Raw genomic sequence first — 26,629 nt, forward strand, 5'->3', positions numbered from 1 at the left:
ATGAAGCGTGTTCCCTTGATCAAGATGCTTGCCGGTACGGCGCTGGCCCTGGCCGTGGTGAGCACCCCGGTCATCGCGGGCAGCAGCTCTTCCAAAGACAAGAAGGAAGCGCTGTACCCCAACGCCACCCGCACGGAACCGAAGCTGGATCTGACCAGCGAGAAGGACCAGAAGGCCATCAACGAAGGCCTCGACGCGGTCAACAATCAGGACAAGGACAAGGCGACCCAGCTGCTCCAGCCGATCGTCGACAACAGCAAGAGCAAGTACGCCCAGGCGCTGGCCCTGCAGGGCCTGGCCAACGTGCACTACAACGACGGCGACGTGAAGGGCGCCATCGACCTGCTCAAGCGCTCGCTCGACATCGGCGTGATGCCGAACGACACCTATTTCCAGCTCGAGTACATGCTGGCCCAGTTCTACCTGGCCGACGAGCAGTACCAGGCGTCCATCGACACGGTGGAGAAGTGGCGCACCGAAGGCCGCAAGGAAACCGCCGAGTCCTATGCGCTGGAAGGCAACGCCTACTACCGCCTCGAGAAGTATCCCGAAGCGATCGCCGCCATCAAGAAGGCGCAGTCGCTGACCGACAAGCCGAACGACAGCTGGAACCAGATCCTGATGGCCAGCTACTCCGAATCCGGCCAGGGCGACCAGGCCGCGCAGGTGGCCCAGCAGCAGCTGGCCGCCAACCCGAACGATCCGAACGCGCTGAACAATGCCGTGGCGGTGCTGATGCAGGCGCAGAAGTATCCCGAGGCCATCGCGCTGATGGAGAAGGCCAAGGCCAATGGCCAGCTCAAGACCGAGAAGGACTACGTCAACCTTGCCAAGCTCTACCTGGTCACCGGCCAGAACAGCGGCGATGAGAAGGGTCCGGCCACCAAGGCGGTCGCCACGCTGGACGACGGCCTGGGCAAGGGTGTGATCCAGCCGACGGCCGAGAACTACATGCTGCTCGGCGCGGCCTCCTTCATGTCCGACAACAACGCCAAGGCGCTGGAGGCCTACCGCAAGGCCATCCCGCTGGCCAAGGATGGCGAGCCCAGCATCCGCGCCGGCCAGCTGCTGATCGCCGACAACAAGTACAGCGAGGCCAAGGGCCTCATCCAACAGGGCATCGACAAAGGCGTGCAGCACAAGGGCACCGCTTATATGTTGCTGGCCGAAGCGTGCCGTGGCCTGAAGGACAAGGCGGGCACGATCTCAGCCATGGAGAAGGCCGCACAGGACCCCGAAACCTCCGACAAGGCCAAGGCCTGGTTGAAGGCGCAGGGAGCGGGCAAATAAGGCAAACGTGTAAACAGCCGCGGGGCCGGATAGACGTCCATATGAATGCCCCGCGGGTGCTATACAAATGCCATGTGCTGTTGTACCGTTGAAACCTTTCCGTGCTCTCGTCCAGTGGCAATCGTCATCCCCTTTTGGATCGATATTGCCACCGGGTGCCGTGACCACGGCTCACCGATTGATTAGCTCCAGATAGTGACAGATGGCCTCAAGTAACGAAGCAACCGGCCAAGGGCCGTTCAATTGGAGGCGTACCTGGGCGCTGGCCGTAGCCATCGCGCTGCATGCGTTCGCGTTCCTGTTGCTGGTGGCGCCCATGGCACCGCCGAAGCAGGTGCAGAAGGAGAAGGAGCGCACCGTCCAGGTGAACTTCATCGAGCCGCCACCGCCACCGCCGCCGCCGCCGCCGCCGCCGCCGGAACCGCCGAAGCAGCCGCCGCCGAAGATCATCCAGCAGGTCAAGCCGCCGCCGACACCGCCGCCGCCGGCTCCGCCGCCGGCCGTCGAGGAAGCGTCGACCAATGCGATCCCGGCCCCGCCGCCGGCTCCGCCTGCTCCCCCGGCTCCGCCTGCGGACATCACCGCCAGTCAGGACATCAGCTACAACAGCCGTATCCAGCCCAAGTATCCGCCGCAGGCTATCCGCCAGCGTCACGAGGGCACGGTCACGCTGATGATCCTGGTGGGTGTGGACGGTTCGCCGAAGGACATCAAGGTGGAACAGTCCAGCGGTTACCGCGAGCTGGACCAGGCTGCGATTGAAACGGCGCGCAAGTGGCGCTTCAATCCGAACATCAGGAACGGACAAAAGACGGAAGGCTATGTCCGCGTCCCGGTTAACTTCAATCTCAATCAGCTGTAACTGCGGTTACGGTCAATCAATCAGTTCACGCTTGACTTTCCAAGGGTAGCGTTATGTTCCTGCAAACTTCTCCGGCCCCCGCGGGCGGTACCACCAACGCCGAAGCCATGAAGTCGATGGGCTTCGACCACCTCATCCACAACTTCGATTTCCTTGGCTGGATCGTGTTCGTGGTGCTGGTGGTGATGTCCTTCTCCTCCTGGTACTTCATCGTCGCCAACGCGATCCGCAACTCGATGGTTCGCGGTCGCGCCGACAAGGTCATCAACGGCTTCTGGTCCAATGGCTCCACCCAGGACGCCATTCGCGAACTCGAAGCCCAGCCCAAGGGCGAACCGTTCTCGAAGATCGCCCTCGACGCCGCCTCGGCCGTCGCGCACCACCAGCAGGCCTCGGCCGGCACGGGTCGCCTCGCCGAGTCGCTGAGCCGTTCCGAGTTCATCGACCGCGCCCTGCGCCAGGCCGTCGCTCGCGAGAGCCTGCGCCTGGAAGGCGGCCTGACCCTGCTCGCCACGGTCGGTTCGTCGGCGCCGTTCATCGGTCTGCTCGGTACCGTGTGGGGCATCTACCACGCGCTGATCAAGATCTCCGCGTCGGGCAACGCCTCGATGGAAGCGGTGGCCGGTCCGGTGGGCGAAGCGCTGATCATGACCGCCTTCGGTCTGTTCACCGCCATCCCGGCCGTGCTCGCCTACAACTTCTTCAACCGCTCCAACCGCCTGACCTACGCTCAGTTCGACGAGTTCGCGCACGACCTGCACGACTTCTTCGCCACCGGCGCCCGCGTCGAAGGCAAGTGAGGATCTGACCCATGGCAATGACCACTGGAGGCAATGCCGGCGGTCCGATGTCGGAGATCAACGTCACGCCGCTGGTCGACGTGATGCTGGTGCTGCTGATCATCTTCATGATCACGGCGCCGCTGATGTCCCATCGAATCACGGTGGAACTGCCGACTGCCAATCCGAAGGTTTCGGATACGGAGCCGGTGGAGCCGATGGACCTGGCCGTGAAGCCCGATGGCACGATGTACCTCAACGACATCGAAGTCACCGAAGCTGAATTGAAGGCCCAGTTTGCGGTTGCGGCGGCCAAGGCCCCGCAGCCGGAGCTGCAGCTCCGTGCGGACAAGACCACGGAATACAAGGTCGTGAAGAAGATCCTGGCCGACGCCAAGGAACAAGGCATGGTCCATGTCGGTTTCATCACGACCGGCAAGGAGTAAGAGACATGGCGTTCAGTTCTGGAAGTGGTAGCGGCCCGATGGCCGACATCAACGTCACGCCGCTGGTCGACGTGATGCTGGTGCTGCTGATCATCTTCATGATCACGGCACCGATGCTTACCCACAAAGTGAAGATCGACCTGCCGCAGCCCAACCCGAATGTGGTCCAGCCGGAGAATCCGCCGGAACCCATCCGCCTGAAGATCGACCAGTCCGGCGCGCTGTACTGGAACGATACCCCGGTGGACGAGCTGGGCCTGAAGGCGCAGCTGGCGGTGATCGGTGGCCTGGGCGATCCGGCCAAGCAGCCGGAAGTGCAGATCAATGCGGACGATGGCGTGGCCTACGAGCACGTCGCCCGCGTGCTGTCCGATGCCAAGAGCTACGGCCTGACCAAGATCGGCTTCACCGAAGGTCAGTGATTTCGCTGTAAACGCAGTAACACTACCCTATGGACCCCCGCCTTGTGCGGGGGTTCTTTTTTTGGGGATTCGGTGGGTCAGTGGATGGACGTCTAAACGTCCAGGCAGGATGGCGTCGCGCACAGGGTGCGCTCCCGAAAGGTGGCGGCATGTTTGTGGGAGCGCACCCTGTGCGCGACGCCCGGACTCGCCTCAGCGCAGGATCTGCAGGTAATTCCGCACCGTGGCCGCAAGCCCCTCGTACAGCGCCTCGCCGATCAGCGCGTGCCCGATGGACACCTCGGCCAGTCCCGGAATGGCGGCCTTGAAGGTGCCGAGGTTGGCCTGGCTGAGGTCGTGGCCGGCATTCACGGCCAGTCCCGCGTGTTGCGCACGCCGCGCGGTGTCCGCGCAACGTTCCAGCTCTTCTTGAACACGGCCTTCGGCGAAGGCATGCGCGTAGGGCCCGGTATAGATCTCGATACGCTGCACGCCGATGGCCGCCACCGATTCGAAGCCGCTGGCGCCCGCATCGACGAACACGCTCACCCGGCAGCCGAGATCGCGCAGCTCGGCGACGATGGGGCGCAGCAGGTCGATGTCACGCGCCAGGTCGAAGCCATGGTCGGAGGTGATCTGCCCGTCGCTGTCGGGCACCAGGGTGACCTGGGTGGGGCGAACCTCGCGCGCCAGTGCGATCAATCCGGGGTACTCGCCGCGCGGCGGGGCGAACGGATTGCCTTCGATGTTGTATTCCACGCGCCCGCGCAGCAGGGTTGCCAGCGCACGCACGTCGCCGGGACGAACATGCCGCTGGTCGGGCCGCGGGTGCACGGTGATGCCACCGCAGCCGGCATCGATGCAGGTATGCGCGGCGCGCAGTATGTCGGGCTCGTCGCCGCCGCGCGAATTGCGCAACACGGCGATCTTGTTGAGGTTGACGCTGAGCAGGGTCATGGCGGAAGTGATACTCGCGAACGGGGCAACATCCGGCGCCATGGCGGCGGCGGGGGGCAAACAGTGCGCCGATCACCCGGCGCCGGCAAGTGTCCATAGCCGGACGCGCCGCGGCTCGCCATGCCACGCCAGCGTACCGACGTGGGCATCGTCCAGCGGCAGGCGATGCAGCTGCCATTGCTCCGCCACATGCCCTTCCAGCCGACCGAGCACCGGCAAGTCGGGCGAACCGGCGATGCTGAGCCTGTGCAACCCGAACGCCAGCCCGCGCCCCAGTGCCTTGAGCACGGCTTCCTTGGCGGTCCATAGCTCAAGGAAGGCGCGATCGCGCTGCGGGCCGGGCAGTGCCTCGAGCCGGGTCGCCTCGTCCGGGCTGAAATAGCGCTGGGCGATGGTCAGGGCCTTCGGATGCGGCCGCAGACGTTCCAGGTCGATGCCGGGAAGGACGCCGCGGGCGAGCGCGATCAGCGCCTGGTCGTGGCTGTGCGACCAGTTGAAGGCGAGACGGCCATGCTGGCCGCCGGCCAGTTCCGGTCGGCCATGGGCGGACTCCACCAGGCGAACCTGGCCTGCCGGCAGGCCCAGGTAGGCACCCAGCATGGCCAGCAGCGGCGCGCGGCCTTGGCGATGGTCGTAGGCCAGCCGCCAGACGTGTATCTCGTCATCGCTCAGCCGCTCTGCTACTTTCGCTGGCGTCTGGCCGTCCGTCGTCATCATCCGCCCATGTTGCCGGCTGCGTGGCGACCCTGACAAGCGCGGCGCCCGGGCTTCGCGCGCGGTGCGGCCATGAGTCCCGCACGGAGGACCGATCGTGATCGCCGGATGGCTGCTGTTGCTGGTTTCCTTGCTGTACGTGGGCCTGCTGTTCGTGGTGGCCTACGTGGGCGACCGCCGGCCGCTGTATCCGCGCCAGCCGCGACTGCGCCCGCTGGTGTACAGCCTGGCCCTGGCGGTGTACTGCTCGTCGTGGACCTTCTATGGCGCGGTCGGCACCGCGGCGCGCAACGGCCTGGAATACCTGCCGATCTACCTCGGTCCCATCGTGCTGTTCGTGTTCGGCTTCGGCCTGCTGCGCCGGCTGGTGCTGGTGGCGCGCCAGCGCAACATCACCTCGATCGCCGACTTCATCGGCGCCCGTTTCGGCAAGTCGCATGCGCTGGCCGCCCTGGTGGCGGTCATCGCGGTGATCGCCGTGGTGCCCTACCTGGCGCTGCAATTCAAGGCGGTGGCGATGTCCTACGCGGTGCTCGGCGGCTTCGGCGCGCCGGGGGCCAACCAGTTCGGCGACAGCGCCCTGTGGTGCGCGATCCTGCTGGCGACCTTCGCCATCCTGTTCGGCACGCGTACCATCGACGCGACCGAGCATCATCACGGCATGATGCTGGCGATCGCGGTGGAGTCGCTGATCAAGCTGTTCGTGTTCGTCGCGCTGGCCGGTTATGCGCTATGGCGCGGCCCCGGCCTGCAGGCGACCTTGCAATTGCCGCTGCAGCAGCTCTCCGAGGGCGTGTCGCCGGGATTCCTGGCGCAGACCTTGCTGGCGTTCTGCGCGATGTTCTGCCTGCCGCGGCAATTCCAGATCGGCGTGGTGGAATGCGAGGATCCGCGGGATCTCCGCCACGCCCGCTGGCTGTTCCCGGCGTACATGGTGATCGTGTGCGTGGTGGTGGTGCCCATCGTGGCGGCGGGCCTGAACATGCCGCAGGTGCGCATGGGCAACCAGGATGCCTGGGTGCTGACCCTGCCGATGGCGCATGGCGACCGCGGCATGGCCCTGCTGGCTTTCATCGGCGGCTTCTCGGCGGCGACCGGCATGGTGATCGTGGCCTCGGTAGCCCTGTCGACCATGATCAGCAACGACCTGGTGATGCCGATGCTGCTGCGCATCCGCCGGCTGCGGCTCGAACAGCGCGCGGACCTGTCGCAGCTGGTGCTGCTGGTGCGGCGCATCGCAATCATCGCGCTGGCGGCGATGGCCTACGCGTACTACCGCATCGTGGCCGACACCACCAACCTCGCCGCCACCGGCCTGCTGGCCTTCGCGGCGGTGGCGCAGTTCGCGCCGGGCATCGTGGCGGCGCTGTACTGGCGCGGCGCCAGCCGCAAGGGTGTGGCGATCGGCCTGGCCGCGGGCTTCGGCGTGTGGGCCTATACACTGCTGCTGCCGGCGATGCACCGCGACGCGGACTGGCTGGATACGGGACCGATGGGACTGGGCTGGCTGCAGCCGCAGGCGCTGTTCCACCTGAGCGGCTGGGATCCGGTGATGCACGGCACGTTCTGGTCGCTGCTGGCCAACGTGTCCTGCCTGATCTTCGTCTCGCTGCGCTGGCGTCCCAACCTGGAGGAACGGCTGCACGCGGCGATGTTCATCGACCCGTATGCGATCGATAGCCGCGGCGCGGGCAACTGGCGAGGCCGGGTGGCGGTGGCGGACTTGCGCACCATCGCCGAACGCATCGTGGGCGAGCGCACCAGCCAGCGCGCCTTCGACGAATACGCCGAGCGACGCGGCAAGCCGCTGCAGCCGGGCGAGGCCGCCGACCGCGCGCTGATCCAGTACACCGAGCGCCTGCTGGCCTCGGCGGTGGGCGCGGCCAGCGCGCGGCGCATCCTGATGGGCGCGCTGTCCGGCTCGGGGCTGGATATCGCCGAGGCGATGGCGCTGATGGACGAGGCCTCGCAGGAACTGCGCTTCAACCGCGAGCTGCTGTCCACCACGCTGGAGAACGTCTCGCAGGGCATCAGCGTGGTCGATGCCAGCATGCGGCTGGTGGCGTGGAACCGCCGCTACCTGGAACTGTTCGACTATCCCGACGGCATGGTCTACGTGGGCGTGCCGGTGGCGGACCTGATCCGCTGGAACGCCGAGCATGGCGAGTGCGGCCCCGGCGAGGTGGAGGCCCACGTGGCCAAGCGCATCGGCCATATGCGCGCCGGCTCGCCGCACCTGTTCCAGCGCATCCGTCCCGACGGCTCGGTGATCGAGATGCGTGGCCGCGCGCTGCCCGGCGGCGGCTACGTCACCACGTACACCGACGTCACTGCGTACAAGCATGCCGAGCAGGCGCTGATAGAGGCGAACGAGAACCTGGAGCAGCGCGTCGAGCAGCGCACCGCCGAGCTGAGCGAGGCGCTCAATGCTACCGCGCACGCCCGGCGCGAGGCGGAGATGGCCAATGCCTCCAAGACCCGCTTCCTTGCCGCGGCCAGCCACGACCTGCTGCAACCCTTGAATGCGGCGCGCCTGTTCACCGCGGCATTGCGCCAGCATCCCGGGCTCGATGGCGAGGCCAGCCAGCTGGCCGAGCGCATCGACGCGTCCTTCCGCGCGGCGGAAGACCTGCTGGATGCCTTGTTGGATACCTCGCGCCTGGACGCGGGCAGCTACCGCGCCGACATTGGCAACCTCGCCCTGGCGGACCTGTTCGATTCGCTCAAGGCGCAGTTCGCGGTGATCGCCGAACAGCGCGGCCTGCGCCTGCGCGTGGTGTCCACCCGGCTGGCGGTGCGCAGCGATCCGCAGCTGCTGCGGCGCATCCTGCAGAACTTCATCTCCAACGCGCTGCGCTATACGCGTTCCGGCGGCATCCTGCTGGGCGCCCGCCGCATGGGCGGCGAGGTGCGCATCGAAGTGTGGGATACCGGGCCGGGCATCGCCGACGAGCAGCGCGCGCGCATCTTCGGCGAGTTCCAGCGCCTCGACCGCCCCTCGCCCTGGGGCGAGAAAGGGCTGGGGCTGGGCTTGTCGATCTGCGAGCGCATCGCCGGTATCCTGCAGCACCCGCTGGAACTGGTGTCGCGCGAGGGCCGCGGCAGCCGCTTCGCGGTGCGCGTGCCGAGGGTGGAAAGCGCCGTCCCGCGCCGCCGCGCCGTCGTCCATCCGATCTCCAACGAGCAGCTGCCGTTGACCGTGCTGTGCCTGGACAACGATCCCTCGATCCTGGATGGCATGCGCGCCTTGCTGCAGCGCTGGGGCGTCGATTGCCGCACCGCGCTCGACGTGGCACAGGCGCAGCAGGAACTGCGGCGCGGCCGCATCGACCTGATCCTGGCCGATTACCACCTGGGCGAGGACATGGACGGCTTGCAGGCCCTGCAGCAGTTGCGCGCCGAGGTGGGCGAACTGCCGCCGGTGGCGATGATTACCGCCGACGGCAGCAGTGAGTTGAAGCAGCGCGCGCGGGTGCTGGGTTATCCCCTGCTGCACAAGCCGGTGAGGCCGGCGGCGCTGCGCGCCCTGCTGAGCGCGCTGGTGAGGCGCCAGGCGACGGCCTAGCCCATGGCGTCGAGGCCGGTCGGGCCGGCGTGAGGCTTATTCGTCGTCGTCCGGCAGCGACGGCAGCGCTTCCTGGTCGATCGCGAGGTGGCTGGCGGCAAGGGCGACCTGGGTGCGGTTGTTCACGCCGAGCTTGCGCATGATGGCGGTCATGTGGGCCTTCACCGTGGCCTCGGAGACGCCCAGGTCGTAGGCGATCTGCTTGTTGAGCAGGCCTTCGGCGATCATGGTCAGCACGCGGAATTGCTGCGGCGTGAGCGTGGCCACGCGGTCGGCGACGGCGGCCTCGTCGGGCTTCAGCTCCATGCCGCCGCCCACCAGCTGGTGCGGTAGCCAGACGTCGCCGTCGAGCACGCGGCGGATCGCCGTGATGATGTCCTCGCCGGGCGTGGACTTGGGGATATAGGCCGAGGCGCCATGCGCCAGCGCGCGTCGCGCCACCTGCGCGTCCTCATGGCCGGACACCACGATGGTCGGCAATCCCGGAAACTGCCCGCGGATATGCGCCAGCGCCGAATAGCCGCGCGCGCCGGGCATGTGCAGGTCCAGCAGCAGCAGCTCGGCGTCGGGGTACTGCTCGATCAGGCCGAGCAGGCTGTACACGCTGTCGGCGCAATGCACGCTGGCGTCGGGCAGCGCCGCGACCACGGCGCGTTGCAGCGCGTCGCGGAACAGCGGATGGTCGTCGGCGATCAAGACGTCAGGCATGGCGGTTCATGGTTTTCATGTAGGAGCGCACCCTGTGCGCGAAAAGCCGACGGAGCGGTGACGCAGTATCAGTCGATCTCGCGAAAACCGGTTATTGGGTCGACGCCGTAGCTCCGCGGTCGCGCACAGGGTGCGCTCCTACAGTGTGGCTCACTTGATCAGTCGCTCGTCCACCAGGTTCTTCACCACACCCGGGTCGGCCAGGGTGGAGATGTCGCCCAGCTGGTCGGGCTGGTTCTCGCCGATCTTGCGCAGGATGCGGCGCATGATCTTGCCCGAGCGGGTCTTGGGCAGGCCCGGCGCCCACTGCAGGTAGTCCGGCGTGGCGATCGGGCCGATCTCCTTGCGCACCCAGGCGACCAGTTCCTTGCGCAGCTCGTCGGTGCCCACCTCGCCGGCGATCAGGGTGACGTAGGCGTAGATGCCCTGGCCCTTGATCTCGTGCGGGCAGCCGACCACCGCGGCCTCGGCCACCTTCGGGTGCGCCACCAGGGCGCTCTCCACCTCGGCGGTGCCGATGCGGTGGCCGCTCACGTTGATGACGTCGTCGACGCGGCCGGTGATCCAGTAGTAGCCGTCCTCGTCGCGGCGCACGCCGTCGCCAGTGAAGTAGTTGCCGGGATAGGCGGTGAAATAGGTATCGATGAAGCGCTGGTGATCGCCATACACGGTGCGCATCTGGCCTGGCCAGGAATCGGCGATCACCAGGTTGCCCTCGGTCGCGCCTTCCAGCACGGTGCCGCCGGCATCGACCACGGCCGGCACGATGCCGAAGAACGGCTTGGTGGCCGAGCCGGGCTTCTCGTCGGTGGCGCCGGGCAGCGGGGTGATCAGGATGCCGCCGGTCTCGGTCTGCCACCAGGTATCCACGATCGGGCAGCGCTCGTCGCCGACCACGCGGTAGTACCACTCCCAGGCCTCCGGGTTGATCGGCTCGCCCACCGAGCCGAGCAGGCGCAGGCTGGCGCGCGAGGCCTTCTTCACCGGCGCCTCGCCCTCGCGCATCAACGCGCGGATGGCGGTGGGCGCGGTGTAGAACAGGGTGACCTGGTGCTTGTCCACCACGTTCCAGAAACGGCTGGTGTCGGGATAGTTGGGCACGCCGTCGAACATCACCGTGGTGGCGCCGTTGGCCAGCGGGCCGTACACCACGTAGCTGTGGCCGGTGACCCAGCCCACGTCGGCGGTGCACCAGTACACGTCGTCCTCGCGCAGGTCGAACACCAGTTCGTGCGTGTAGCTGGCATAGACCAGATAGCCGCCGGAGGTATGCAGCACGCCCTTGGGCTTGCCGGTGGAACCGGAGGTGTAGAGGATGAACAGCGGATGCTCGGCTTCCACCGGCGTCGGCGGGCAGTCGGCCGACTGGCCCTCCATCAGCGTGTGGTAGTAGCGGTCGCGCGGCGACTGCATCGGCACGGCGCTGCCGGTACGGCGCACTACGATCACGGTCTCCACGCTCTGGGTGCCGGGGCGTTCCAGCGCGGCGTCCACGTTGGACTTTAGCGGGATCTTCTTGCCGCCGCGCAGGCCTTCGTCGGCGGTGACCACCACCTTGCAGGTGGAGTCGGCGATGCGGCCGGCCAGCGAATCCGGCGAGAAACCGCCGAACACCACCGAGTGGATCGCGCCGATGCGCGCGCAGGCCAGCATGGCCACCGCCGCCTCGGGGATCATCGGCAGGTAGATCGCCACGCGGTCGCCTTTCTCCACGCCCAGGTGCTTGAGCGTGTTGGCGAACTTGCACACTTCCTGATGCAGTTCCCTGTAGCTGATATGGCGCGATTCGTTCGGGTCGTCGCCCTCGAAGATGATCGCCGTCTTGTCGCCGCGCGTAGCCAGGTGGCGGTCCAGGCAGTTGGCCGAGACGTTCAGCTCGCCGTCCTCGTACCAGCGGATGTGCAGGTTGTTGGGATCGTAGGAGACGTTCTTGATCCGGGTCGGCGCCTTGGCCCAGTCCAGCCGCTCGCCCACCTTGCCCCAGAAGCCCTCCGGGTCCCGCACCGATTCGGCGTAGAGCCGCTCGTAGTCGTCCTTGCGGATGCGGGCCTTGGCGGCGAACTCGGGCTTGACGGGGTAGAGCTTGGTCATCGTGGGGCTCCTGCGGCCGGACCGACCGGCCTCCTTTATGCATGTTGGATGCCGCGGCAGCGGTGTTCGCCGGCGGTAGCGACCGAGTGTAGCGGTTGGGCGGTGATCGATACGTTTCGGCCCCTTATCGACTTTGGTCGAGGTTCGACCAATGGGGAATAGGCGCTCGCGTTGCAGCATGGACATGCTCGGGCCGGTCATCGACCTGGGGAGGCACGCCATGACATCACCTACCATCCGCCGCAGCCGGCTGCTGGCGCTCAGCATCGCCTGTGCGCTGGGCCTGCCGCTGGCGGTCCATGCGCAGAGTACGTCATCGACCACGAGCACCAAGAAGACCACCGCACGGGAACAGCAGCTCGAACAGCGCGTCAACCAGCTGGAACAGGAACTGGCCGAGCTGAAGGCCATGATCCAGGAACAGAAGGCGGCCACCACCCAGGCCACGCAGGCCGCGCAAACGGCGCAGGTCGCCGCCGAGCAGGCCACCACCACCGCGCAGGCCGCGCAGACCAAGGTGGAGGCGGCGCCCAAGCCGCAGTTCACCACTGCCTCGGGCCTCACGGTGGCCCTGCATGGCTTCGTCAGCGCCAGCGCCTTCGGGCAGAACCGGACCTTCGCCAACTACGGCAACGGCCAGAACGCCGAGGTGCCCGCGCCGCCTACCGCGGCCAACCGCGCGCAGGGCTACAACGGCTCGCTCAGCGGCTTCGACGTGCGCAACACGCGCTTCTGGCTGGACTTCTCCGGCGCCAAGTTCAACGAGGAGTGGGGTGGTGGCGGCCGCATCGAGATGGACTTCTTCGGCGGCAACAACGGCACCGGCGCCTATGCGCAGCAGCAGCCGATCCCGCGCCTGCGCCAGGCCTACATGGACATCACCAACCCGGGCATCGGCAGCACCATCCGCATCGGCCAGCAGTGGGACCTGATGTTCCCGCTGGAGAACGTGGCCACCTCGCTGAGCCACATCGCGTTCCCGCTGGGCTACGGCACCGGCTTCGTGGGCTGGCGCTATCCCGGCCTGGTCTGGATGCAGGACCTCAACCACGGCACCGACGGCGTCCAATGGCGCCTGGACCTGGGTGTGTTCCAAGGCAACTGGAATGGCCCGCAGAACGCGGCCGGCACGTCGACCACCAATTACCTGACCGCCGGCAACGCCAATTTCCGGCCGCAGGTGGAGGCGCGGCTGCATGCGCAGGGCAAGGACTGGCTGGCCTACTTCGTGGCGCACTATTCCAGCATCAACCTCAAGGGCGTGGGCAACATCAATCCCAACCCGCTGGAGGACACCATCAAGAGCATCGGCTACGAGCTGGGCGGCCAGTGGAAGCCCGGCCCGTGGACCTTCAAGGGCCTGGTCTATACCGGCAAGGCGCTGGGCGAGCTGTTCGGCTCGATGTCGCAGTTCGGCAACATCGACGAGTCGGGCGGCTACGTGCAGGCGAGCTACAACTTCACGCCGAAGTGGAGCGTGAACGCCTTCTACTCGCTGGTGCGGCCCAACGGGGACGACGTGATCCGCTGGACCACCACCAGCGCCACCGCCGGCACCGCCATGCTGCGCAGCAACCAGGCCGCGCTCAGCCTGCAATACGCCTCGGGCAACTACGCGCTGGGCGTGGAGTGGATGTACGACAAGCTGCGCTACCAGGTGGGCTCGGCCGGCCCGCAGCTGAACACCAACGGCAACCAGGTCAGCCTGAGCGGCCTGTACCACTTTTGACGAAAGCGGTGGCGGCATGGGACGTGCCGCCGCCTGATCCGCCGGTCACGGGCCAGGCAAGACGCCCGCACCCGGCAACGGAGAGGGAGACACGAGGTGGCCAGCGGCTGCCGCGGCGGCTTGCACCCTGAAAACCTGATCCATCTTCCCTACCGGGCACAGCTCACATCGAGGACAACATCATGGCCACGACCGCAGCCGACATGCGCGGATCGCTCGACACCAGCCATCGCCGCGTCATCCTGGCTTCCAGCCTGGGCACGGTGTTCGAGTGGTATGACTTCTACCTCTACGGCTCGCTCGCCGCGCTGATCGGCAAGCATTTCTTCAGCGGCCTCAACGAGACCAGCCAGTTCATCTTCGCACTGCTGGCGTTCGCGGCCGGCTTCGCGGTGCGCCCGTTCGGCGCCATCGTGTTCGGCCGGCTGGGCGATCTGATCGGCCGCAAGTACACCTTCCTCATCACCATCGTCATCATGGGTTCCTCGACCTTCCTGGTCGGCGTGCTGCCCGGCTACGCCACCATCGGCATGGTCGCGCCCATCATCCTGATCGCCTTGCGCCTGCTGCAGGGGCTGGCGCTGGGCGGCGAATACGGCGGTGCCGCCACCTACGTGGCCGAGCACGCGCCACAGGGCAAGCGCGGGCTGTACACCAGCTTCATCCAGATCACCGCCACCTTCGGCCTGTTCCTCTCGCTGCTAGTGATCCTTGGCACGCGCCTGGGGCTGGGCACCGATCCCTTCGAGGCCTGGGGCTGGCGCGTGCCGTTCCTGGTCTCCTCGATCCTGCTGATCGTATCGGTCTACATCCGCATGCAGCTGGCCGAGTCGCCGGTGTTCAAGCAGATGAAGGCCGAGGGCAAGCACTCCAAGGCGCCGTTGACCGAAGCCTTCGGCCAGTGGAAGAACCTCAAGCTGGTGATCCTCGCCCTGCTCGGCGCCACCGCCGGCCAGGCGGTGGTGTGGTACACCGGCCAGTTCTATTCGCTGTACTTCCTCACCCAGAGCCTGAAGATCGACGGCACCACCGCCAACCTGCTGATTGCCGCGGCGCTGGCCATCGGCACGCCGTTCTTCGTGCTGTTCGGCTGGCTGTCGGACCGCGTGGGCCGCAAGCCCATCGTGCTGGCGGGCTGCCTGCTGGCCGCGCTCACCTACTTCCCGATCTTCAAGGGCCTGACCCACTACGGCAACCCGGCCATCGAGCAGGCGGCCGCCATGGCGCCGGTGAAGGTGGTGGCCGACCCGCAGGCTTGCAGCTTCCAGTTCGATCCGGTGGGCAAGAGCAAGTTCACCAGCTCCTGCGACGTGGCCAAGAGCGCGCTGGCCAAGAAGGGCATTCCCTACTCGAACACGACCGCCGAGCGCGGCGCCATCGCCGAGGTGAAGGTCGGTGACCACGTCATCGCCTCGTTCGAGGGTGGCTCGCTCGACGGCAAGGCGTTCGCGGACCAGGGCAAGGCCTTCGACGCCCAACTGAGCGCCGCCCTTAAGACGGCCGGCTACCCGGCCAAGGCCGACCCGGCGCAGAGCAACTACGTGATGCTGGTGATCCTGCTGGCGATCCTGGTGATCTACGTCACCATGGTCTATGGCCCGATCGCCGCGTGGCTGGTGGAGATGTTCCCCACGCGCATCCGCTACACCTCGATGAGCCTGCCATACCACATCGGCAACGGCTGGTTCGGCGGTTTCGTGCCGACCATCGGCTTCATGCTGGTGGCCTGGAAGGGCGATATCTACTACGGCCTGTGGTATCCGATCATCGTGGCCATCATCACCTTCTTCATCGGCCTGTTGTTCCTGCGCGAGACCAAGGACGTCGATATCCGCTATTGAGCGGATCGCGTGGAACCAAAGGGGCGCGACGGGCAACCGTCGCGCTCTTTTCTGTGCGTCGTGTGGTGCGTGGAACCCCTCCGCAATCTTCCCCTGCGAGCCGGGGAAGGGGCAATGCGGCGCATTGCTTCGGCTCCTTCCCCTACTCGCAAGGGGAGCTGCGAAAAGGTTTGCGATTTCACGGAGGTTTTGAACAGGCTTTAAGATAGCCGCGCCACGCCGGCGACGAGCAACGGGAACGGCATGTCCGACGGAGCACGCGAACGGGAAGGGCGCAGATCGACGCTACGCCGCCGCTGGCGCCGCATGCTGGGCTGGACGGCCCTGCTGCTGGACCACCTGAAGCCCGTGCGCGTCACCCTGCTGGTGCTGGCGATCGCGATCGTCGCTTCGTTCAGCGTGGATCAGGTCGCCGAGCTGTTCCTGATCGCGCTATGGACCGATCCCAGCGAGGCGCGCTATCTCGCCCTGCTCGGATCGAGCGCACTGGCGGGGCTGGCGATCTGGTCGGCGGCGCGCAACGCCTACCGCCTGCGCTATCCGCGCTGGCCCACCCTGCAGGACGAACGCGCCGCGGCCCTGCGCGACTGGCTGCCGCGCGCGCTGGGCGCGGCCGTGCCGTTGCTGGTCTGCCTGGGCTATGCGCTGGCGCTGGCCCGGCTGCCGCATGGGCCATGCGGCCTGGCCAGCCATTGCGCGCAGCGCGGCTGGCGGGCGATGGGCCTGCTGATGGAGTCGGCGGCGCTGATCGTGTTCTTCACCACGCGGCGGCGCCTGTGGCATGCGATGTCGCGGCGCATGCCCCGGCTGGCCGTGCCGGCGGACCGACCCTCCGGCGAGCGGCGCGTCTGGCGCGTGCGCGAGTTGGGCGCACTGCCCGTGGCCTTCTACCTCGTGGCGGTGGTCCTCAATGTCCTCGCCACCGGCCTGATCGCGCTGCGGCCGGAGGCGCTGGACGGCATCGGGCCGCTGTCCATCCTGCTGATCGCCGAGGCCTTCCTCTGCTACAGCGGCGGCCTGCTGTGCATGATCGGCGACCGCCGTGGCGTGCCCTTGCTCAGCGCGCTGCTGCTGGTCAGCGCCTCGCTGCACTGGCTGCACCTCAACGACAACCATCGGGTGCGGCAGTACCCGGCGATGAGCACGCACGTCTACCCGGCCATGCAGCCACCGGATACGCGCCCCCGCTTCGATGCCTACATGGACGCCTGGCTGGACGACCGCTGCGCGGGTCGCCGCCCGTGCCCGGTGATCGTGGTGTCCACCGAGGGCGGCGGCATCCGTGGCGCCGCGTGGACCGCCTTGGTGCTCGGCCGCCTGACCGCCGAGTTGGATGCGGTACGGCCCGAGGCCGGCGAGCCGCTGTTCGCGCGCTACCTGTTCGCCGCCAGCGGTGTCTCCGGCGGCAGCCTGGGCCTGGCTACCTACGTGGGCCTACTGAAGGCCTCCGCCTCGCCCGACGCGGTGTCGCTGGAACGACGCGCCCAGGACCTGCTGGGCCATGATTTCCTCGCGCCCACCCTGGCCAACGCCTTCTTCGTGGACTTCACCCAGCGCTGGCTGCCCGGCGCATGGTTCGACGACCGTGCCCGCGCGCTGACCCGCGCTTGGGAAGCGGCGGCGCGCCGCCAGGGCATCCCGGCCTTCGCGCAGCCGTTTGCGCAGTTGTACGCGTCGGGCGATGCCGATACGCCGGCGCTGTTCCTCAACAGCACCACGGTGGCCGAGGGCAAGCGCTTCATCGAGCACCCGTTCGCGCCCATCGCTACGCCCGAGCGCCAGCCATGGACGGCGGGCCTGGATGGGTCGAGCTGGCTCGATCCGCGCGTGCCGCTGAGCGAGGTAGTGCTCAACAGCGCGCGTTTCACCTACCTCAGCCCGGCCGGCACGCTGGAGGCGCATACCGCCAATCCGCCGGTGCCGGCCCGGCTGCAGCTGGTCGATGGCGGCTACTTCGAGAATTCCGGCACCACCACCCTGCTGGAAGTGATGCGATTGCTGCGCAACCGCGCGACGCAGCGCGGGCTCGCGCTGCGCTTCATCGTCATCCACATCAGCAACGATCCGCAGATGAGCGATTTCATCGACCGGCACGATGCCGGCCATCCCTTGCCGCTCTACAGCGCGGCCTGTCCCCCGGTAGCCGGCCCAGTGCGCGACAGTGTGCGCGGCGAGGCCATCGCGCCGTTCGACGCCTTGCTGCATACCCAGGCAGCGCGTGGCGAGTATGCCCGCATGCAGTTGCTGCACGCATTGAAAACGGACGACGCCCAGCCTGCGCAAGGCGACGTGCTGTGGCATTTCCGCCTGTGTCCCGGCAATTATCCGATCCCGCTGGGCTGGACCATCTCCGCGCCGGTGTTCAAGGAACTGGAGCGCCAGCTGGACCAGTACCCGCTCGCCGTCATGCGCGAGGCGCTGCGCGCGCAGTTGGCGCCGGACTCCCAGTAGCAGGTGTCGCGCCGGCTGAGACCTCGCCGGCGCACACTGCGCCGATGGCCGATACCTTTCTACCATTGCAGGCGCTCAAGGGGCGCGGCGCCGCCTCCAACCCGGAAGGGCGCTTCGAGTCGATCCGCCACCATGCGGAGGACGACGGCTGGCAGAGCCTGCTGCTGGACGAGACGGCGCCGCGCCCGCGCACCGAGGTCACCGAGGAGCGCGCACGCAGCGTCATCACCCGCAACGATTCGCCGGACATCCATTTCAGCCAGGCGCTGAATCCCTATCGCGGCTGCGAACATGGCTGCATCTACTGCTTCGCGCGGCCCTCGCACAGCTATCTCAACCTGTCGCCGGGGCTGGACTTCGAGACCCGGTTGCGCGCCAAGAGCAACCTGGCCGAGGTGCTGCGCCACGAGCTGTCGCGGCCCGGCTACACGGTGAGCCCGATCAATATCGGCAGCAATACCGATCCCTACCAGCCGATCGAACGCCGCTGGAAGATCACCCGTGCCGCGCTGGAGGTGCTGGCCGAGTGCCGCCATCCCTGCACCATCGTCACCAAGAACGCGCTGGTCGAGCGCGACCTGGACATCCTGGCCGCGATGGCGCGCGAGCGGCTGGTGCAGGTGTTCGTCTCGATCAACTCGCTGGACAACCACCTGGCCGCCAAGCTGGAGCCGCGCGCCAGCGCGCCGCACCGCCGCATCAAGGCTATCCGTGCGCTGGCCGAGGCCGGCGTGCCGGTGGGCGTGCTGGTGGCGCCGATCATTCCCGCGCTCAACGACCGCGACATGGAGGCGGTGCTGGACCAGGCGGCGGCAGCAGGCGCCAGCTGCGCCGGCTACACCACGCTGCGCCTGCCCTACGAGTTGAAGGCGTTGTTCCGCGAATGGCTGGCGCTGCACGCGCCGCAACGCGCGGCCCATGTGATGAGCCTGGTGCGGCAGATGAACGGCGGGCGCGACTACGACAGCGATTTCGCCACCCGCATGCGCGGGCAGGGCGTGTTCGCCGAGCTGATCCGCCGCCGCTTCGACGTCGCCTGCCGCAAGCACGGCTTCGGTCGCGCCCGCGAGCTATGGCTGGATACCGGCAGGTTCATGCCCCCGCGCGAGTCCTCGCCGCAGGGGCAGTTGTTCTGAACGGGCCCCTAGGCGTTGGACAGGAAAGGGTGGGGCCGCTGCCGCCAAGCGCGCCAGCCGCGCCTCGCCAGCCATAGTAGCAACACATCCATCGCCACCCAGAGCACGAGCATGGTGACCACGTAAGCCGTGGGAAGTACCAAGGGTTTGTGGCCCACCATGCTGCTGGGCAGGAAGGAGATGGCGCCAATCAGCAGTCCTAGCGCGGTTCCCAGCCCGGTGAGCGCCCAGCCGGGCAAGGGACGCCCGCCGATGGTGCAGAGCAGGCAAGCCACCAGGCAGAGGGTTCCCCCGAGCAGGGTCACGGCGACCAGCAGCAGCGAGGCGGCGCTGGCATGGGTGTGGATTGCCATGGCCAGCAGCACGATCGCCAGCACGGCCTGCGCCAGCAAGGGGCGCCGCAGACCGGTCCACAACAGTTCGCGCTTGAGCCGGGCGTTGTCTCCCAAGCCGGGCAACAGAGCCAGCAAGGACAGCTCGGCATTGGGCTTGCGCCAGCGCTGGGTGAACAGCATCACCGTGGAAATCATCGCGCCCATGCCGCCGAACAGGCAGACCCATCCCACCACGGAGGCGGCCAGGAGCCAGGCAAGTTCGTCGAACCTCTTGGATGAACCGGAGATGCCCAACGCCACGGCGCACACCGGCACCAGTGCGATCAACAGCACCGGCGCCGCGCTACGCAAATGTCCCATCGGCGTCTTGGGCAGGTACCAGCCGCCCAGCGCCACGCGCAGAGCGGTATCGGGCCGCTGTGGTCCGGCGAGGCGCAGATCCACCTGCGGCTGCAGCCAATCGGGCCGTTGGCGCACTTGCTGGGTGCTGTCCATGTTGATGGCGCCCCACTGATTGCTCCGGCGATATTGCAGCACCATTGCATCGCGGAAGCTGTTGGTGCCGCTCGCGTCGTCGCGCACCAGGCGATGCCAGCGCCATACGCAGAGTATTGCCAGGACCAGGACCGCTGCCGGCGCCCAGGACAGGAAAGCGGCATCGCCGGGGCCGGGAATATGAAGCTTGAGAGCGTTGTACAGGGCCGGCAGCAGGCCACACAGTATTGCGTAATAGCGGGGCAGCAGCGCAAAGCTGAGGGCACCCAGCACCACCAGGCTGAGCAGCAGGGCGACCGCCAGCATGTCGCCGTCGAACAGGCCGCACAGCAACGTCGCCGGCACCACGCTAAGCAAGGCATAGAAGAGCAGGGCGCCGATCACCGCACGCTGCATGCCCGGCAGCCGCAACTGCCGCGCGTCGATGGCCAGCAGGATCAGGCTGCACAGGTAAAACGCCCAGACATAGGCCAGGCCGCCGCTGTATAGCACGATGGGAGGCCACATCCAGCCGGTCTTCGCGCTGAAGATGGCGATGGCGATACCGCCAGCCGTGCATAGCAGCAGGACGACCAGCGTGATCCATCGTATGGGGGTATGCGAGCACCGCCACGGCGCGATCAGCAAGGCGCGGACGTTCATCCGGCGATCTCCACGAACAGGTCTTCCAGTCCCAGCGCATCGAGGCGCGCGCCGGGCAGGTTGACCGCTTCCGGCCACTGGCCGCTCGCATCGCGCTCGATCACCAGGCTGAGGCTGCCGTCGGCGTGGCGCCGCCGGCCTAGCGTGCGGCCGGGCGCGGCCGCCGACATCGCGGCGGGCAGCCACAGGCGGGCGAAGCGTTCCTTGCTTTCGTCCACGCCGCAGTGGAGCAGCAGCTTGCCTTCGTGCAGGAAGGCGATCTCCGAGGCGACGCGCTCCAGGTCGGACACGATATGGGTGGAGAACAGCACCGTGGTGCCGGCCTCGCCCGCGCGCAGCGCGATCTCGCGAAGCAGGTCGCGCCGCGCCACCGGGTCGAGCGCGGCGGCGGGTTCGTCCAGCACCAGCAGTTCCGGCTGCGAGGCGAGGGCGCGGATCAAGTCCACGCGCTGGCGCTCGCCAGGCGAGAGCTTGCCCAGCAGCTTGTTGGGCAAGATATCCCAATCGCGCAGCATGGTCCGCGCGAAGGCCGCGTCCCATTGCGGATAGAAGCGGCCCACGTAGTCGAGCATCTGCTGCGAGGTCAGCCAGGCCAGCGCCTCAGGCTGCTGCGGCACATAGGCCAGCCGCACCTTGGCGCGATCAGACAGCTGCAAGGCCGCCTCGCCGAACACGCGGCATTCGCCCGCCTGCGGCTGCAGCAGGCCCAGCATGGCGCGGATCAGCGTGGACTTGCCGGCGCCGTTGCGCCCGATCAGACCCAGCACGCTGCCTGGCTGCAGGGTGAGATCCACGCCGGCCAGCACCGGCTGGCCCCCGTACTGGTGGGCAAGCCCGCGAACCTGCAGCGGCGCCTCCATGGATTCAGCGGAGGCTTGAAGCACGGCGTTCATCGACTACTCCTTCCATCGGACGACGAAAACGGGTTGGGGAGGGGAAGGCTCATCGTTCCCCCATCAGCTTGCCGAGCCGGCGCAGCACGGATTCGGCCGGCAATTCCAGCTCGCGCGCCTGGCGCGCCACGTCGGCCAGCTGCGGTTCGAGCAGGGCCAGCCGCTGTGCGGGCGTGGAGGCGCGGCCCGCGCCGGCGGCGATCGCCATGCCCTTGCCGCGCAGGCGTTCCAGCAGGCCTTCCGACTCGGCGATGCCATAGGCGCGCGACACGGTCATCGGATTCACCGCGTGGAAGCCGGCCACCTCGCGCACCGAGGGCAGCAGCTCGCCGGGCGAGAGCTGGCCACCGGCGATCAGCCGGCGCAGCTGCTCCACGATCTGCCGGTAGATCGGCTCGGCCGAGGTGGGTTGTATGGCGAAGATCGAGGCATCCATGTGTATTAATACAACAATACAGTTGGCGCGTGGTCAATAGCCCGTCCGTCATGTCCCACGAAAAAGGCCGCCGGTGCGGACACCGGCGGCCTTGGGGCGGTCAGGCTGGCGTGAGGCTCAGGGTGCGGCGGGCAGATACTTGCCGAACCACAGCAGCGCGCGCTGCAGCACGTCGCGCTGGTGGTCGGGATCGACGAAGTGATGGCCCTCGTTGGGATACACCACCAGCGAGGTGGGCACGCCCTGCGCGCGCAGCGCATGCCAGTACTCGAACGACTGCGGCGCGGGACACTCGGCGTCGCGGTCACCCACCACGATCAGCGTCGGCGCCTTCACCTGCTTGATGTAGTTGATGGCGGAACTCTTGGCGTACGCCGCCGGGTCGTCGTACACCGAGGCGCCGAAGAACGGGATCATCCACTGGTCGATCAGGTTCTGGCCGTAGTAGCTCTGCCAGTTGGCGATGCCCGCGCCCGCCACCACGGCGCGGAAGCGCTCCGTCTGGGTGGGGATGAACATGCTCATGAAGCCGCCGTAGCTCCAGCCGGTAAGGCCAAGGCGCTGGTCGTCCACCGGTAGTTTCTTCTCGATGGTGTCGATGCCGGCGAGGATGTCGCGCAGGTCGCCATGGCCGAAGTCCTGGCGGTTGGCCTGCACGTAGGCCTCGCCCTGGCCGAAGCTGCCGCGCGGGTTGGGCATGAACACGAAGTAGCCCAGCGCGGAGAACGGCGCGCCGCCGAAGCCCACGCCGGGCCAGCGCGGAATCACCGCCGCCGAGGGGCCACCGTGCACGGTGACGATCATCGGGTAGGACTTCTTGGGATCGTAGTCGGTGGGATAGAGCAGCCAGCCCTGCACGTGGCGGCCCTCGTTGTCCCATTCCACCGACTCGGCCTTGCCCCAGCCGGGCTTGAGCGCGGCGTTGATGCGGGTGACCGCGGGCGGCGGCGTCCTGCCCAGCTCGCCCGCGTGGACTTCCGGTGCGGCCGCGTAGGAACTCTGCACGAAGGCGACCCTGCGTCGGTCGGCCGACAGCGACATGGCCATTTCCGCGCTGCCGTCGCCGATGCTGGCCGGGAGGGTGAACAGCACCGCTTCCTGACTGGCCTGGCCACTGGCGACGCCATAGTCGGCCAGTTCGCTCTGGCCGTTGCGGATCTGCGCCACCAGCAACCGTTGCGGTCCGGTCCAGGCGAACCACGCCGGCGTCACCTTGGTGCCAGGCGTGAGATCGGTCGGCTCGCCGCCGGCGGCGGGCACGGTGTAGATATCGCCGCCGGTGGAACCCTGGTCGCTCATCAGGCCGCCGATGAAGCCGATGCGCTGGCCATCCGGCGCCCAGCGTGGCAGCGCGATCTGCAGGCCATGCAGTGAACCTTTCACGGTGCCCGGGTCGAGCACCAGGATGGCCTTGGCGCCGGCCTGCGCGTTCTGCACGTAGAGCTTGGCGACCCACCAGTTGTTGTCGCCCGGCGGCGGCGCGCCCACGTAGGCGATGCGTCGTCCGTCCGGCGCCCAGGCGAATTCGTAGGCGTAGGTGCCCGCGTCGCTGAGCAGTCGCAACTCGCCGCTGGCGGCATCGACCGTGGCCACGCGCTGCACTTCCAGCCCGTCCACGCCGATCTCGCCGGCCGCCGGCTTGGCCGCGTACACCGCGCTGGCGCGGCGGGTGCCGTTGGGCACATAGAGGAAGCCCAGCGATTTGCCGTCCGGCGACCAACCCAGGTCCTGCGCCACGCCGGCCAGCGCTGCCACGCGGCGGGGCGCGGCCTTGGCCTGGGTGTCGATGACGAACAGGTCCTTGTGCTCGCCGCCGCTGGCGCAGTCGGACAGGAAGGCCAGGCGGCGCGAATCCGGCGCCCAAGCGATGTCGGTCTCGCTGCAGCTGCCCGGCTCGGCCGTGCCGATGCGGTGGGCGCCGCTGCCGTCGGCCTTCGCCACCTCGATGCTGCCCTTGCCATGCGTGTGCACCACCCAGGCCAGCTGCGTGCCGTCCGGCGAGATCTGCACCGACTCGATCGATTGCACCTTGCCCAGTTCGCCGAGCAATTGCTCGATGCGGGGATCGACCTTGGCGGGCGCCGCGACGGCAACGGGAGCCAGCGCGGTGGCCAGCAGCAGTGACAGCGGGGCGGATCGGGGCATGGCTGCAATGTCTCGGTAACGGAACGCGCACGCTAGCAGCTAGGCCGTCGCTCGCCAACCGGGTCCGGTTCCATGGCTGGAAGTGGGCGTATCGCCTGTTTCGTCATGCACATAACGCCATATAGGCCACAAGTCATGCCATGCATATGGAGATTTAGACGTCCAAATGAAACTTGCTTCATATTCGTCGAACGGTCACGAAGCCTTCACACTTGGATGAAATAGTCGAGCGATCGCCGCGCACGCCGGCATCGCCAGGTCTGCTCTGGCGTGGAAGATTTCGTATCGACAGGGGAATGTTCACGTGTTGCAAAAATCCTTGCTTGCCATAGCCCTGGGCATGGCGCTGTCCGCGGCTGCCCATGCGGCGGACAACCAGCCCGCTCCCGCCAACGGCGACGACGCCACGCCCGCCAGTGGCGCCACCCAGGATCAGGCCAAGACGCTCAACGAGATTTCGGTCGTCGGCAGCGGCGAATCCCGCCAGGTGCAGGAAGTGCGGCCGAGCAACCAGCAGACGTTGCCGCCGGGTACCAGCCTGCAGAAAGTGTTGAACTACTTGCCTGGCGTGAACGCGCAATCGGTCGATGCCCTGGGCCTCAACGAGCAGTCGCTCACCATGAGCCTGCGTGGCTTCAACTCCACCCGCCTGGGCTACACGCTGGACGGCATGCCGCTGGGCGACAGCTCGTACAACAACTACAACGGCCTCTCCATCAACCGTGCCCTGATCCCGGAAAATTTCGGCGGCGCCGAGTTGTCCGAGGGCATCGGCAACCTGGGCACGCCGTCCACCAGCAACCTCGGTGGTACCGTGGCCTACCGTTCGAGCGACCCGAGCAAGACCATGGGCGCCCGCGTGGCACAGACTTTCGGCAGCGACGATACGCGCCGCAGCTATGCGCGCTTCGATACCGGCGACTACCACGGCTTCTCGATGTACCTGTCCGGCGCGTACACCACGTCGGACCTGTGGAACAACCAGTCGGCCTACAACACCTCCACCGAAAAGCAGTTCAATGCCAAGGCTGTGTACGATTTCGACGGCGGTCGCATCACCGCCTTCGCCGACACCTCGCGCACCTCGCAGGCGGACGACTTCTACCTCTCCAAGGATGAGATGGGGCGCGGCCTGGGCTGGGACTGGGGCGGCTACGCACCCAACTGGAACAAGGCGCTGAGCCGCGCCTACTGCAACACCGGCAGCTACAACGCCAAGCTGTGCGATTCAAGCGGTCCGGACCAGGATGCCGACGGCGCCTTTACCGGCGGCCAGATCATGCGCAACGACGACCTCTACTACATCGCCGGCGACTTCTTCCCCAGCGACACGGTGACCCTGCACGCGCAGGTCTACCACCATGAGGATGCCGGCGCGGGCAACAACTGGAACAGCGGCAGCTGGTCGAACAAGGGCACGCCCGAGCAGTTGCCGCTGATCATCCGCGAGACGCTTTACACTATCAACCGCACCGGCGCGATCCTCTCGGCCGGCTGGGACGTGGGCATCAACCACGTCGAAGGCGGCGTGTGGTACGAGCACAACGTCAGCAGCGCCTCGCGCTACAACTTCACCAACGTCACCGGGCCGATCAACCTCAGCGGTTTCCTCGGTGGCCAGCCGGATGCCGGCGTGTTCGACCAGCGCACCGTGTGGGAAACCAGGCAGGCCTACCTGCAGGACACCGTCAAGCTGCTCGATGACAAGCTGACCATCGAAGGCGGCGTGAAGAGCCCACACGTCACCTCCGACGCCACCGCGCTGCCGGGCATCGCCAAGGCACCGATCTCGCCCAGCTCCAGCAGCCAGTTCGCCACCGGCAGCCTGTCGGCCAGCAAGGCGTTCCTGCCGGAAGTCGGCGCGCATTACCAGCTCGGCGCCGGCCAGGAAGTGTTCGCCAGCTACGCCCAGAACATCGCCATGTTCCAGGGCGGCTTCAAGCTCGGTCCGCAGGCGGTGAGCCAGGCCACCTGGGATGCCCAGACCACGCCGCTCAAGCCCGAGAAGTCGCGCAGCGCCGAAGCGGGCTATCGCGTGGTGCAGGACACCTTCCAGGCCTCGGCCGCGGTGTACAAGGTGCGCTTCGACAACCGCCTGCTGCAGTACAACCCCTGCGATTCGCGCCAGCCGGTGGGCCCCAACTGCGGCAACCGCTTCTACAACGTGGGCGGCGTGAACAGCCACGGCGTGGAGCTGACCTTCCTGTGGACGCCGGACAGCCACTTCAGCTGGTACAACTCCGCCTCGTTCAACCGCTCCACCTACGCCAGCAACTACGTGCAGGGCGGCGTGCTGGAACCGACCCAGGGCAAGATCCAGGTGGATACGCCGACCAAGCTGTTCTCCAGCGTGGTCACCTACACCTACGGCCCCTGGTTCGCCACGCTGGAAGGCAAGTACACCGGCAAGCGCTACTACACCTACACCAATGACCAGGGCTTCGGCGGCTTCACCGTATTCGACGCGGGCGCTGGCTATGACTTCGGCAAGGTGTCGCTGGCCAAGGACGTGCGCCTGTCCTTCAACATCACCAACCTGACCAACAAGCGTTACGCGGCCAACTTCGACAACAGCGTGTTCGCGCCCACCGATCCCAAGGGCTTGATCTACGTGTTCCACGCCTCCGCGCCGATCCAGGTGTTCGGTACGCTGGACGTGCGTTTCTAAGCCACCCTTGTCCCCGGGCCATGGCCCGGGGACCTTCTTTCGAAG

Annotated in this window: 19 protein-coding genes; 11 read left to right on the forward strand and 8 right to left on the reverse strand. The window is 67.3% G+C overall.

The annotated features are described in order from the left end of the window. The 5 genes from MJ605_RS07160 to MJ605_RS07180 all read left to right on the forward strand — a co-directional run bounded on the left by MJ605_RS07160 (position 1) and on the right by MJ605_RS07180 (position 3,799). Positions 1-1,290, forward strand: coding sequence for a tetratricopeptide repeat protein (locus tag MJ605_RS07160; RefSeq protein WP_243040588.1), 1,290 nt, complete (start codon positions 1-3; stop codon positions 1,288-1,290). 202 nt (positions 1,291-1,492) lie between these two features. Then, positions 1,493-2,152 carry an energy transducer TonB gene (locus MJ605_RS07165; RefSeq protein ID WP_243040589.1) on the forward strand — a complete coding sequence of 220 codons (660 nt, stop codon included), beginning with the start codon at positions 1,493-1,495 and terminating at the stop codon, positions 2,150-2,152. Positions 2,153-2,205: 53 nt separating this feature from the next. Further along, complete coding sequence (locus MJ605_RS07170) at positions 2,206-2,952, forward strand: MotA/TolQ/ExbB proton channel family protein (protein WP_243040591.1); 747 nt, start codon at positions 2,206-2,208, stop codon at positions 2,950-2,952. A gap of 11 nt (positions 2,953-2,963) precedes the next feature. After that, positions 2,964-3,377: an ExbD/TolR family protein gene (locus MJ605_RS07175; RefSeq protein WP_243040593.1), complete on the forward strand. Its 414-nt coding sequence runs from the start codon at positions 2,964-2,966 to the stop codon at positions 3,375-3,377. Between the two features lie 5 nt (positions 3,378-3,382). Then, positions 3,383-3,799: an ExbD/TolR family protein gene (locus MJ605_RS07180; RefSeq protein WP_243040594.1), complete on the forward strand. Its 417-nt coding sequence runs from the start codon at positions 3,383-3,385 to the stop codon at positions 3,797-3,799. Between the two features lie 192 nt (positions 3,800-3,991). Here MJ605_RS07180 and MJ605_RS07185 read toward each other — a convergent pair whose 3' ends face one another. Together MJ605_RS07185 and MJ605_RS07190 are read right to left on the reverse strand one after the other, a co-directional pair. Then, on the reverse strand, positions 3,992-4,735 hold the full coding sequence (locus tag MJ605_RS07185; RefSeq protein WP_243040596.1) for a pyridoxine 5'-phosphate synthase: 744 nt from the start codon (positions 4,733-4,735) through the stop codon (positions 3,992-3,994). A 72-nt stretch (positions 4,736-4,807) separates the two neighbouring features. Beyond that, the gene (locus MJ605_RS07190; RefSeq protein WP_243040607.1) at positions 4,808-5,452 is read right to left on the reverse strand and encodes a 4'-phosphopantetheinyl transferase family protein; all 645 of its coding nucleotides are present in this window, start codon (positions 5,450-5,452) and stop codon (positions 4,808-4,810) included. 94 nt (positions 5,453-5,546) lie between these two features. Between MJ605_RS07190 and MJ605_RS07195 the strand changes: the two genes are divergently transcribed. Next, on the forward strand, positions 5,547-9,014 hold the full coding sequence (locus MJ605_RS07195; protein WP_243040609.1) for a hybrid sensor histidine kinase/response regulator: 3,468 nt from the start codon (positions 5,547-5,549) through the stop codon (positions 9,012-9,014). 36 nt (positions 9,015-9,050) lie between these two features. Here MJ605_RS07195 and MJ605_RS07200 read toward each other — a convergent pair whose 3' ends face one another. Together MJ605_RS07200 and acs are read right to left on the reverse strand one after the other, a co-directional pair. Next, on the reverse strand, positions 9,051-9,722 hold the full coding sequence (locus tag MJ605_RS07200) for a response regulator transcription factor (RefSeq protein WP_243040613.1): 672 nt from the start codon (positions 9,720-9,722) through the stop codon (positions 9,051-9,053). A gap of 150 nt (positions 9,723-9,872) precedes the next feature. Then, entirely contained in the window at positions 9,873-11,813 is a 1,941-nt protein-coding gene (acs, locus tag MJ605_RS07205) for an acetate--CoA ligase (RefSeq protein WP_243040614.1), read from the reverse strand. Between the two features lie 220 nt (positions 11,814-12,033). Here acs and MJ605_RS07210 point away from each other — a divergent pair, with 220 nt between their 5' ends. The 4 genes from MJ605_RS07210 to MJ605_RS07225 all read left to right on the forward strand — a co-directional run bounded on the left by MJ605_RS07210 (position 12,034) and on the right by MJ605_RS07225 (position 18,970). Next, positions 12,034-13,542 (forward strand): OprO/OprP family phosphate-selective porin, encoded by a 1,509-nt coding sequence (locus MJ605_RS07210; RefSeq protein WP_243040616.1) that lies wholly within the window; start codon positions 12,034-12,036, stop codon positions 13,540-13,542. 182 nt (positions 13,543-13,724) lie between these two features. Then, the gene (locus tag MJ605_RS07215) at positions 13,725-15,383 is read left to right on the forward strand and encodes an MFS transporter (RefSeq protein WP_243040621.1); all 1,659 of its coding nucleotides are present in this window, start codon (positions 13,725-13,727) and stop codon (positions 15,381-15,383) included. Positions 15,384-15,626: 243 nt separating this feature from the next. Further along, entirely contained in the window at positions 15,627-17,834 is a 2,208-nt protein-coding gene (locus MJ605_RS07220; protein ID WP_243040623.1) for a hypothetical protein, read from the forward strand. Positions 17,835-17,878: 44 nt separating this feature from the next. Next, positions 17,879-18,970: a PA0069 family radical SAM protein gene (locus tag MJ605_RS07225; protein ID WP_243040628.1), complete on the forward strand. Its 1,092-nt coding sequence runs from the start codon at positions 17,879-17,881 to the stop codon at positions 18,968-18,970. Positions 18,971-18,978: 8 nt separating this feature from the next. Here the strand turns inward: MJ605_RS07225 and MJ605_RS07230 are convergent, their stop codons facing one another. The 4 genes from MJ605_RS07230 to MJ605_RS07245 all read right to left on the reverse strand — a co-directional run bounded on the left by MJ605_RS07230 (position 18,979) and on the right by MJ605_RS07245 (position 23,916). Then, on the reverse strand, positions 18,979-20,442 hold the full coding sequence (locus tag MJ605_RS07230; protein ID WP_243040630.1) for a hypothetical protein: 1,464 nt from the start codon (positions 20,440-20,442) through the stop codon (positions 18,979-18,981). After that, the gene (locus tag MJ605_RS07235) at positions 20,439-21,335 is read right to left on the reverse strand and encodes an ABC transporter ATP-binding protein (protein WP_243040631.1); all 897 of its coding nucleotides are present in this window, start codon (positions 21,333-21,335) and stop codon (positions 20,439-20,441) included. Before MJ605_RS07235 ends, MJ605_RS07230 begins: the two co-directional genes overlap by 4 nt. A gap of 49 nt (positions 21,336-21,384) precedes the next feature. After that, positions 21,385-21,771, reverse strand: a complete 387-nt coding sequence (locus tag MJ605_RS07240) for a GntR family transcriptional regulator (protein WP_243040633.1) — start codon at positions 21,769-21,771, stop codon at positions 21,385-21,387. Between the two features lie 117 nt (positions 21,772-21,888). Further along, positions 21,889-23,916 carry a S9 family peptidase gene (locus MJ605_RS07245; protein WP_243040634.1) on the reverse strand — a complete coding sequence of 676 codons (2,028 nt, stop codon included), beginning with the start codon at positions 23,914-23,916 and terminating at the stop codon, positions 21,889-21,891. A 340-nt stretch (positions 23,917-24,256) separates the two neighbouring features. Here MJ605_RS07245 and MJ605_RS07250 point away from each other — a divergent pair, with 340 nt between their 5' ends. Continuing rightward, positions 24,257-26,584: a TonB-dependent receptor gene (locus MJ605_RS07250; RefSeq protein ID WP_243040758.1), complete on the forward strand. Its 2,328-nt coding sequence runs from the start codon at positions 24,257-24,259 to the stop codon at positions 26,582-26,584. Positions 26,585-26,629 lie beyond the last annotated feature (45 nt).

This window comes from Dyella sedimenti (assembly GCF_022760995.1).
Classification (GTDB): domain Bacteria; phylum Pseudomonadota; class Gammaproteobacteria; order Xanthomonadales; family Rhodanobacteraceae; genus Dyella; species Dyella sedimenti.

Excerpts from the sequence above, each read along its gene's own strand:
- MJ605_RS07160 (WP_243040588.1), top strand. The coding sequence starts at position 1 with ATGAAGCGTGTTCCCTTGATCAAGATGCTTGCCGGTACGGCGCTGGCC.
- MJ605_RS07165 (WP_243040589.1), top strand. The coding sequence starts at position 1,493 with ATGGCCTCAAGTAACGAAGCAACCGGCCAAGGGCCGTTCAATTGGAGG.
- MJ605_RS07170 (WP_243040591.1), top strand. The coding sequence starts at position 2,206 with ATGTTCCTGCAAACTTCTCCGGCCCCCGCGGGCGGTACCACCAACGCC.
- MJ605_RS07175 (WP_243040593.1), top strand. The coding sequence starts at position 2,964 with ATGGCAATGACCACTGGAGGCAATGCCGGCGGTCCGATGTCGGAGATC.
- MJ605_RS07180 (WP_243040594.1), top strand. The coding sequence starts at position 3,383 with ATGGCGTTCAGTTCTGGAAGTGGTAGCGGCCCGATGGCCGACATCAAC.
- MJ605_RS07185 (WP_243040596.1), bottom strand. The coding sequence starts at position 4,735 with ATGACCCTGCTCAGCGTCAACCTCAACAAGATCGCCGTGTTGCGCAAT.
- MJ605_RS07190 (WP_243040607.1), bottom strand. The coding sequence starts at position 5,452 with ATGATGACGACGGACGGCCAGACGCCAGCGAAAGTAGCAGAGCGGCTG.
- MJ605_RS07200 (WP_243040613.1), bottom strand. The coding sequence starts at position 9,722 with ATGCCTGACGTCTTGATCGCCGACGACCATCCGCTGTTCCGCGACGCG.
- acs (WP_243040614.1), bottom strand. The coding sequence starts at position 11,813 with ATGACCAAGCTCTACCCCGTCAAGCCCGAGTTCGCCGCCAAGGCCCGC.
- MJ605_RS07210 (WP_243040616.1), top strand. The coding sequence starts at position 12,034 with ATGACATCACCTACCATCCGCCGCAGCCGGCTGCTGGCGCTCAGCATC.
- MJ605_RS07215 (WP_243040621.1), top strand. The coding sequence starts at position 13,725 with ATGGCCACGACCGCAGCCGACATGCGCGGATCGCTCGACACCAGCCAT.
- MJ605_RS07220 (WP_243040623.1), top strand. The coding sequence starts at position 15,627 with ATGTCCGACGGAGCACGCGAACGGGAAGGGCGCAGATCGACGCTACGC.
- MJ605_RS07225 (WP_243040628.1), top strand. The coding sequence starts at position 17,879 with ATGGCCGATACCTTTCTACCATTGCAGGCGCTCAAGGGGCGCGGCGCC.
- MJ605_RS07230 (WP_243040630.1), bottom strand. The coding sequence starts at position 20,442 with ATGAACGTCCGCGCCTTGCTGATCGCGCCGTGGCGGTGCTCGCATACC.
- MJ605_RS07235 (WP_243040631.1), bottom strand. The coding sequence starts at position 21,335 with ATGAACGCCGTGCTTCAAGCCTCCGCTGAATCCATGGAGGCGCCGCTG.
- MJ605_RS07240 (WP_243040633.1), bottom strand. The coding sequence starts at position 21,771 with ATGGATGCCTCGATCTTCGCCATACAACCCACCTCGGCCGAGCCGATC.
- MJ605_RS07245 (WP_243040634.1), bottom strand. The coding sequence starts at position 23,916 with ATGCCCCGATCCGCCCCGCTGTCACTGCTGCTGGCCACCGCGCTGGCT.
- MJ605_RS07250 (WP_243040758.1), top strand. The coding sequence starts at position 24,257 with ATGGCGCTGTCCGCGGCTGCCCATGCGGCGGACAACCAGCCCGCTCCC.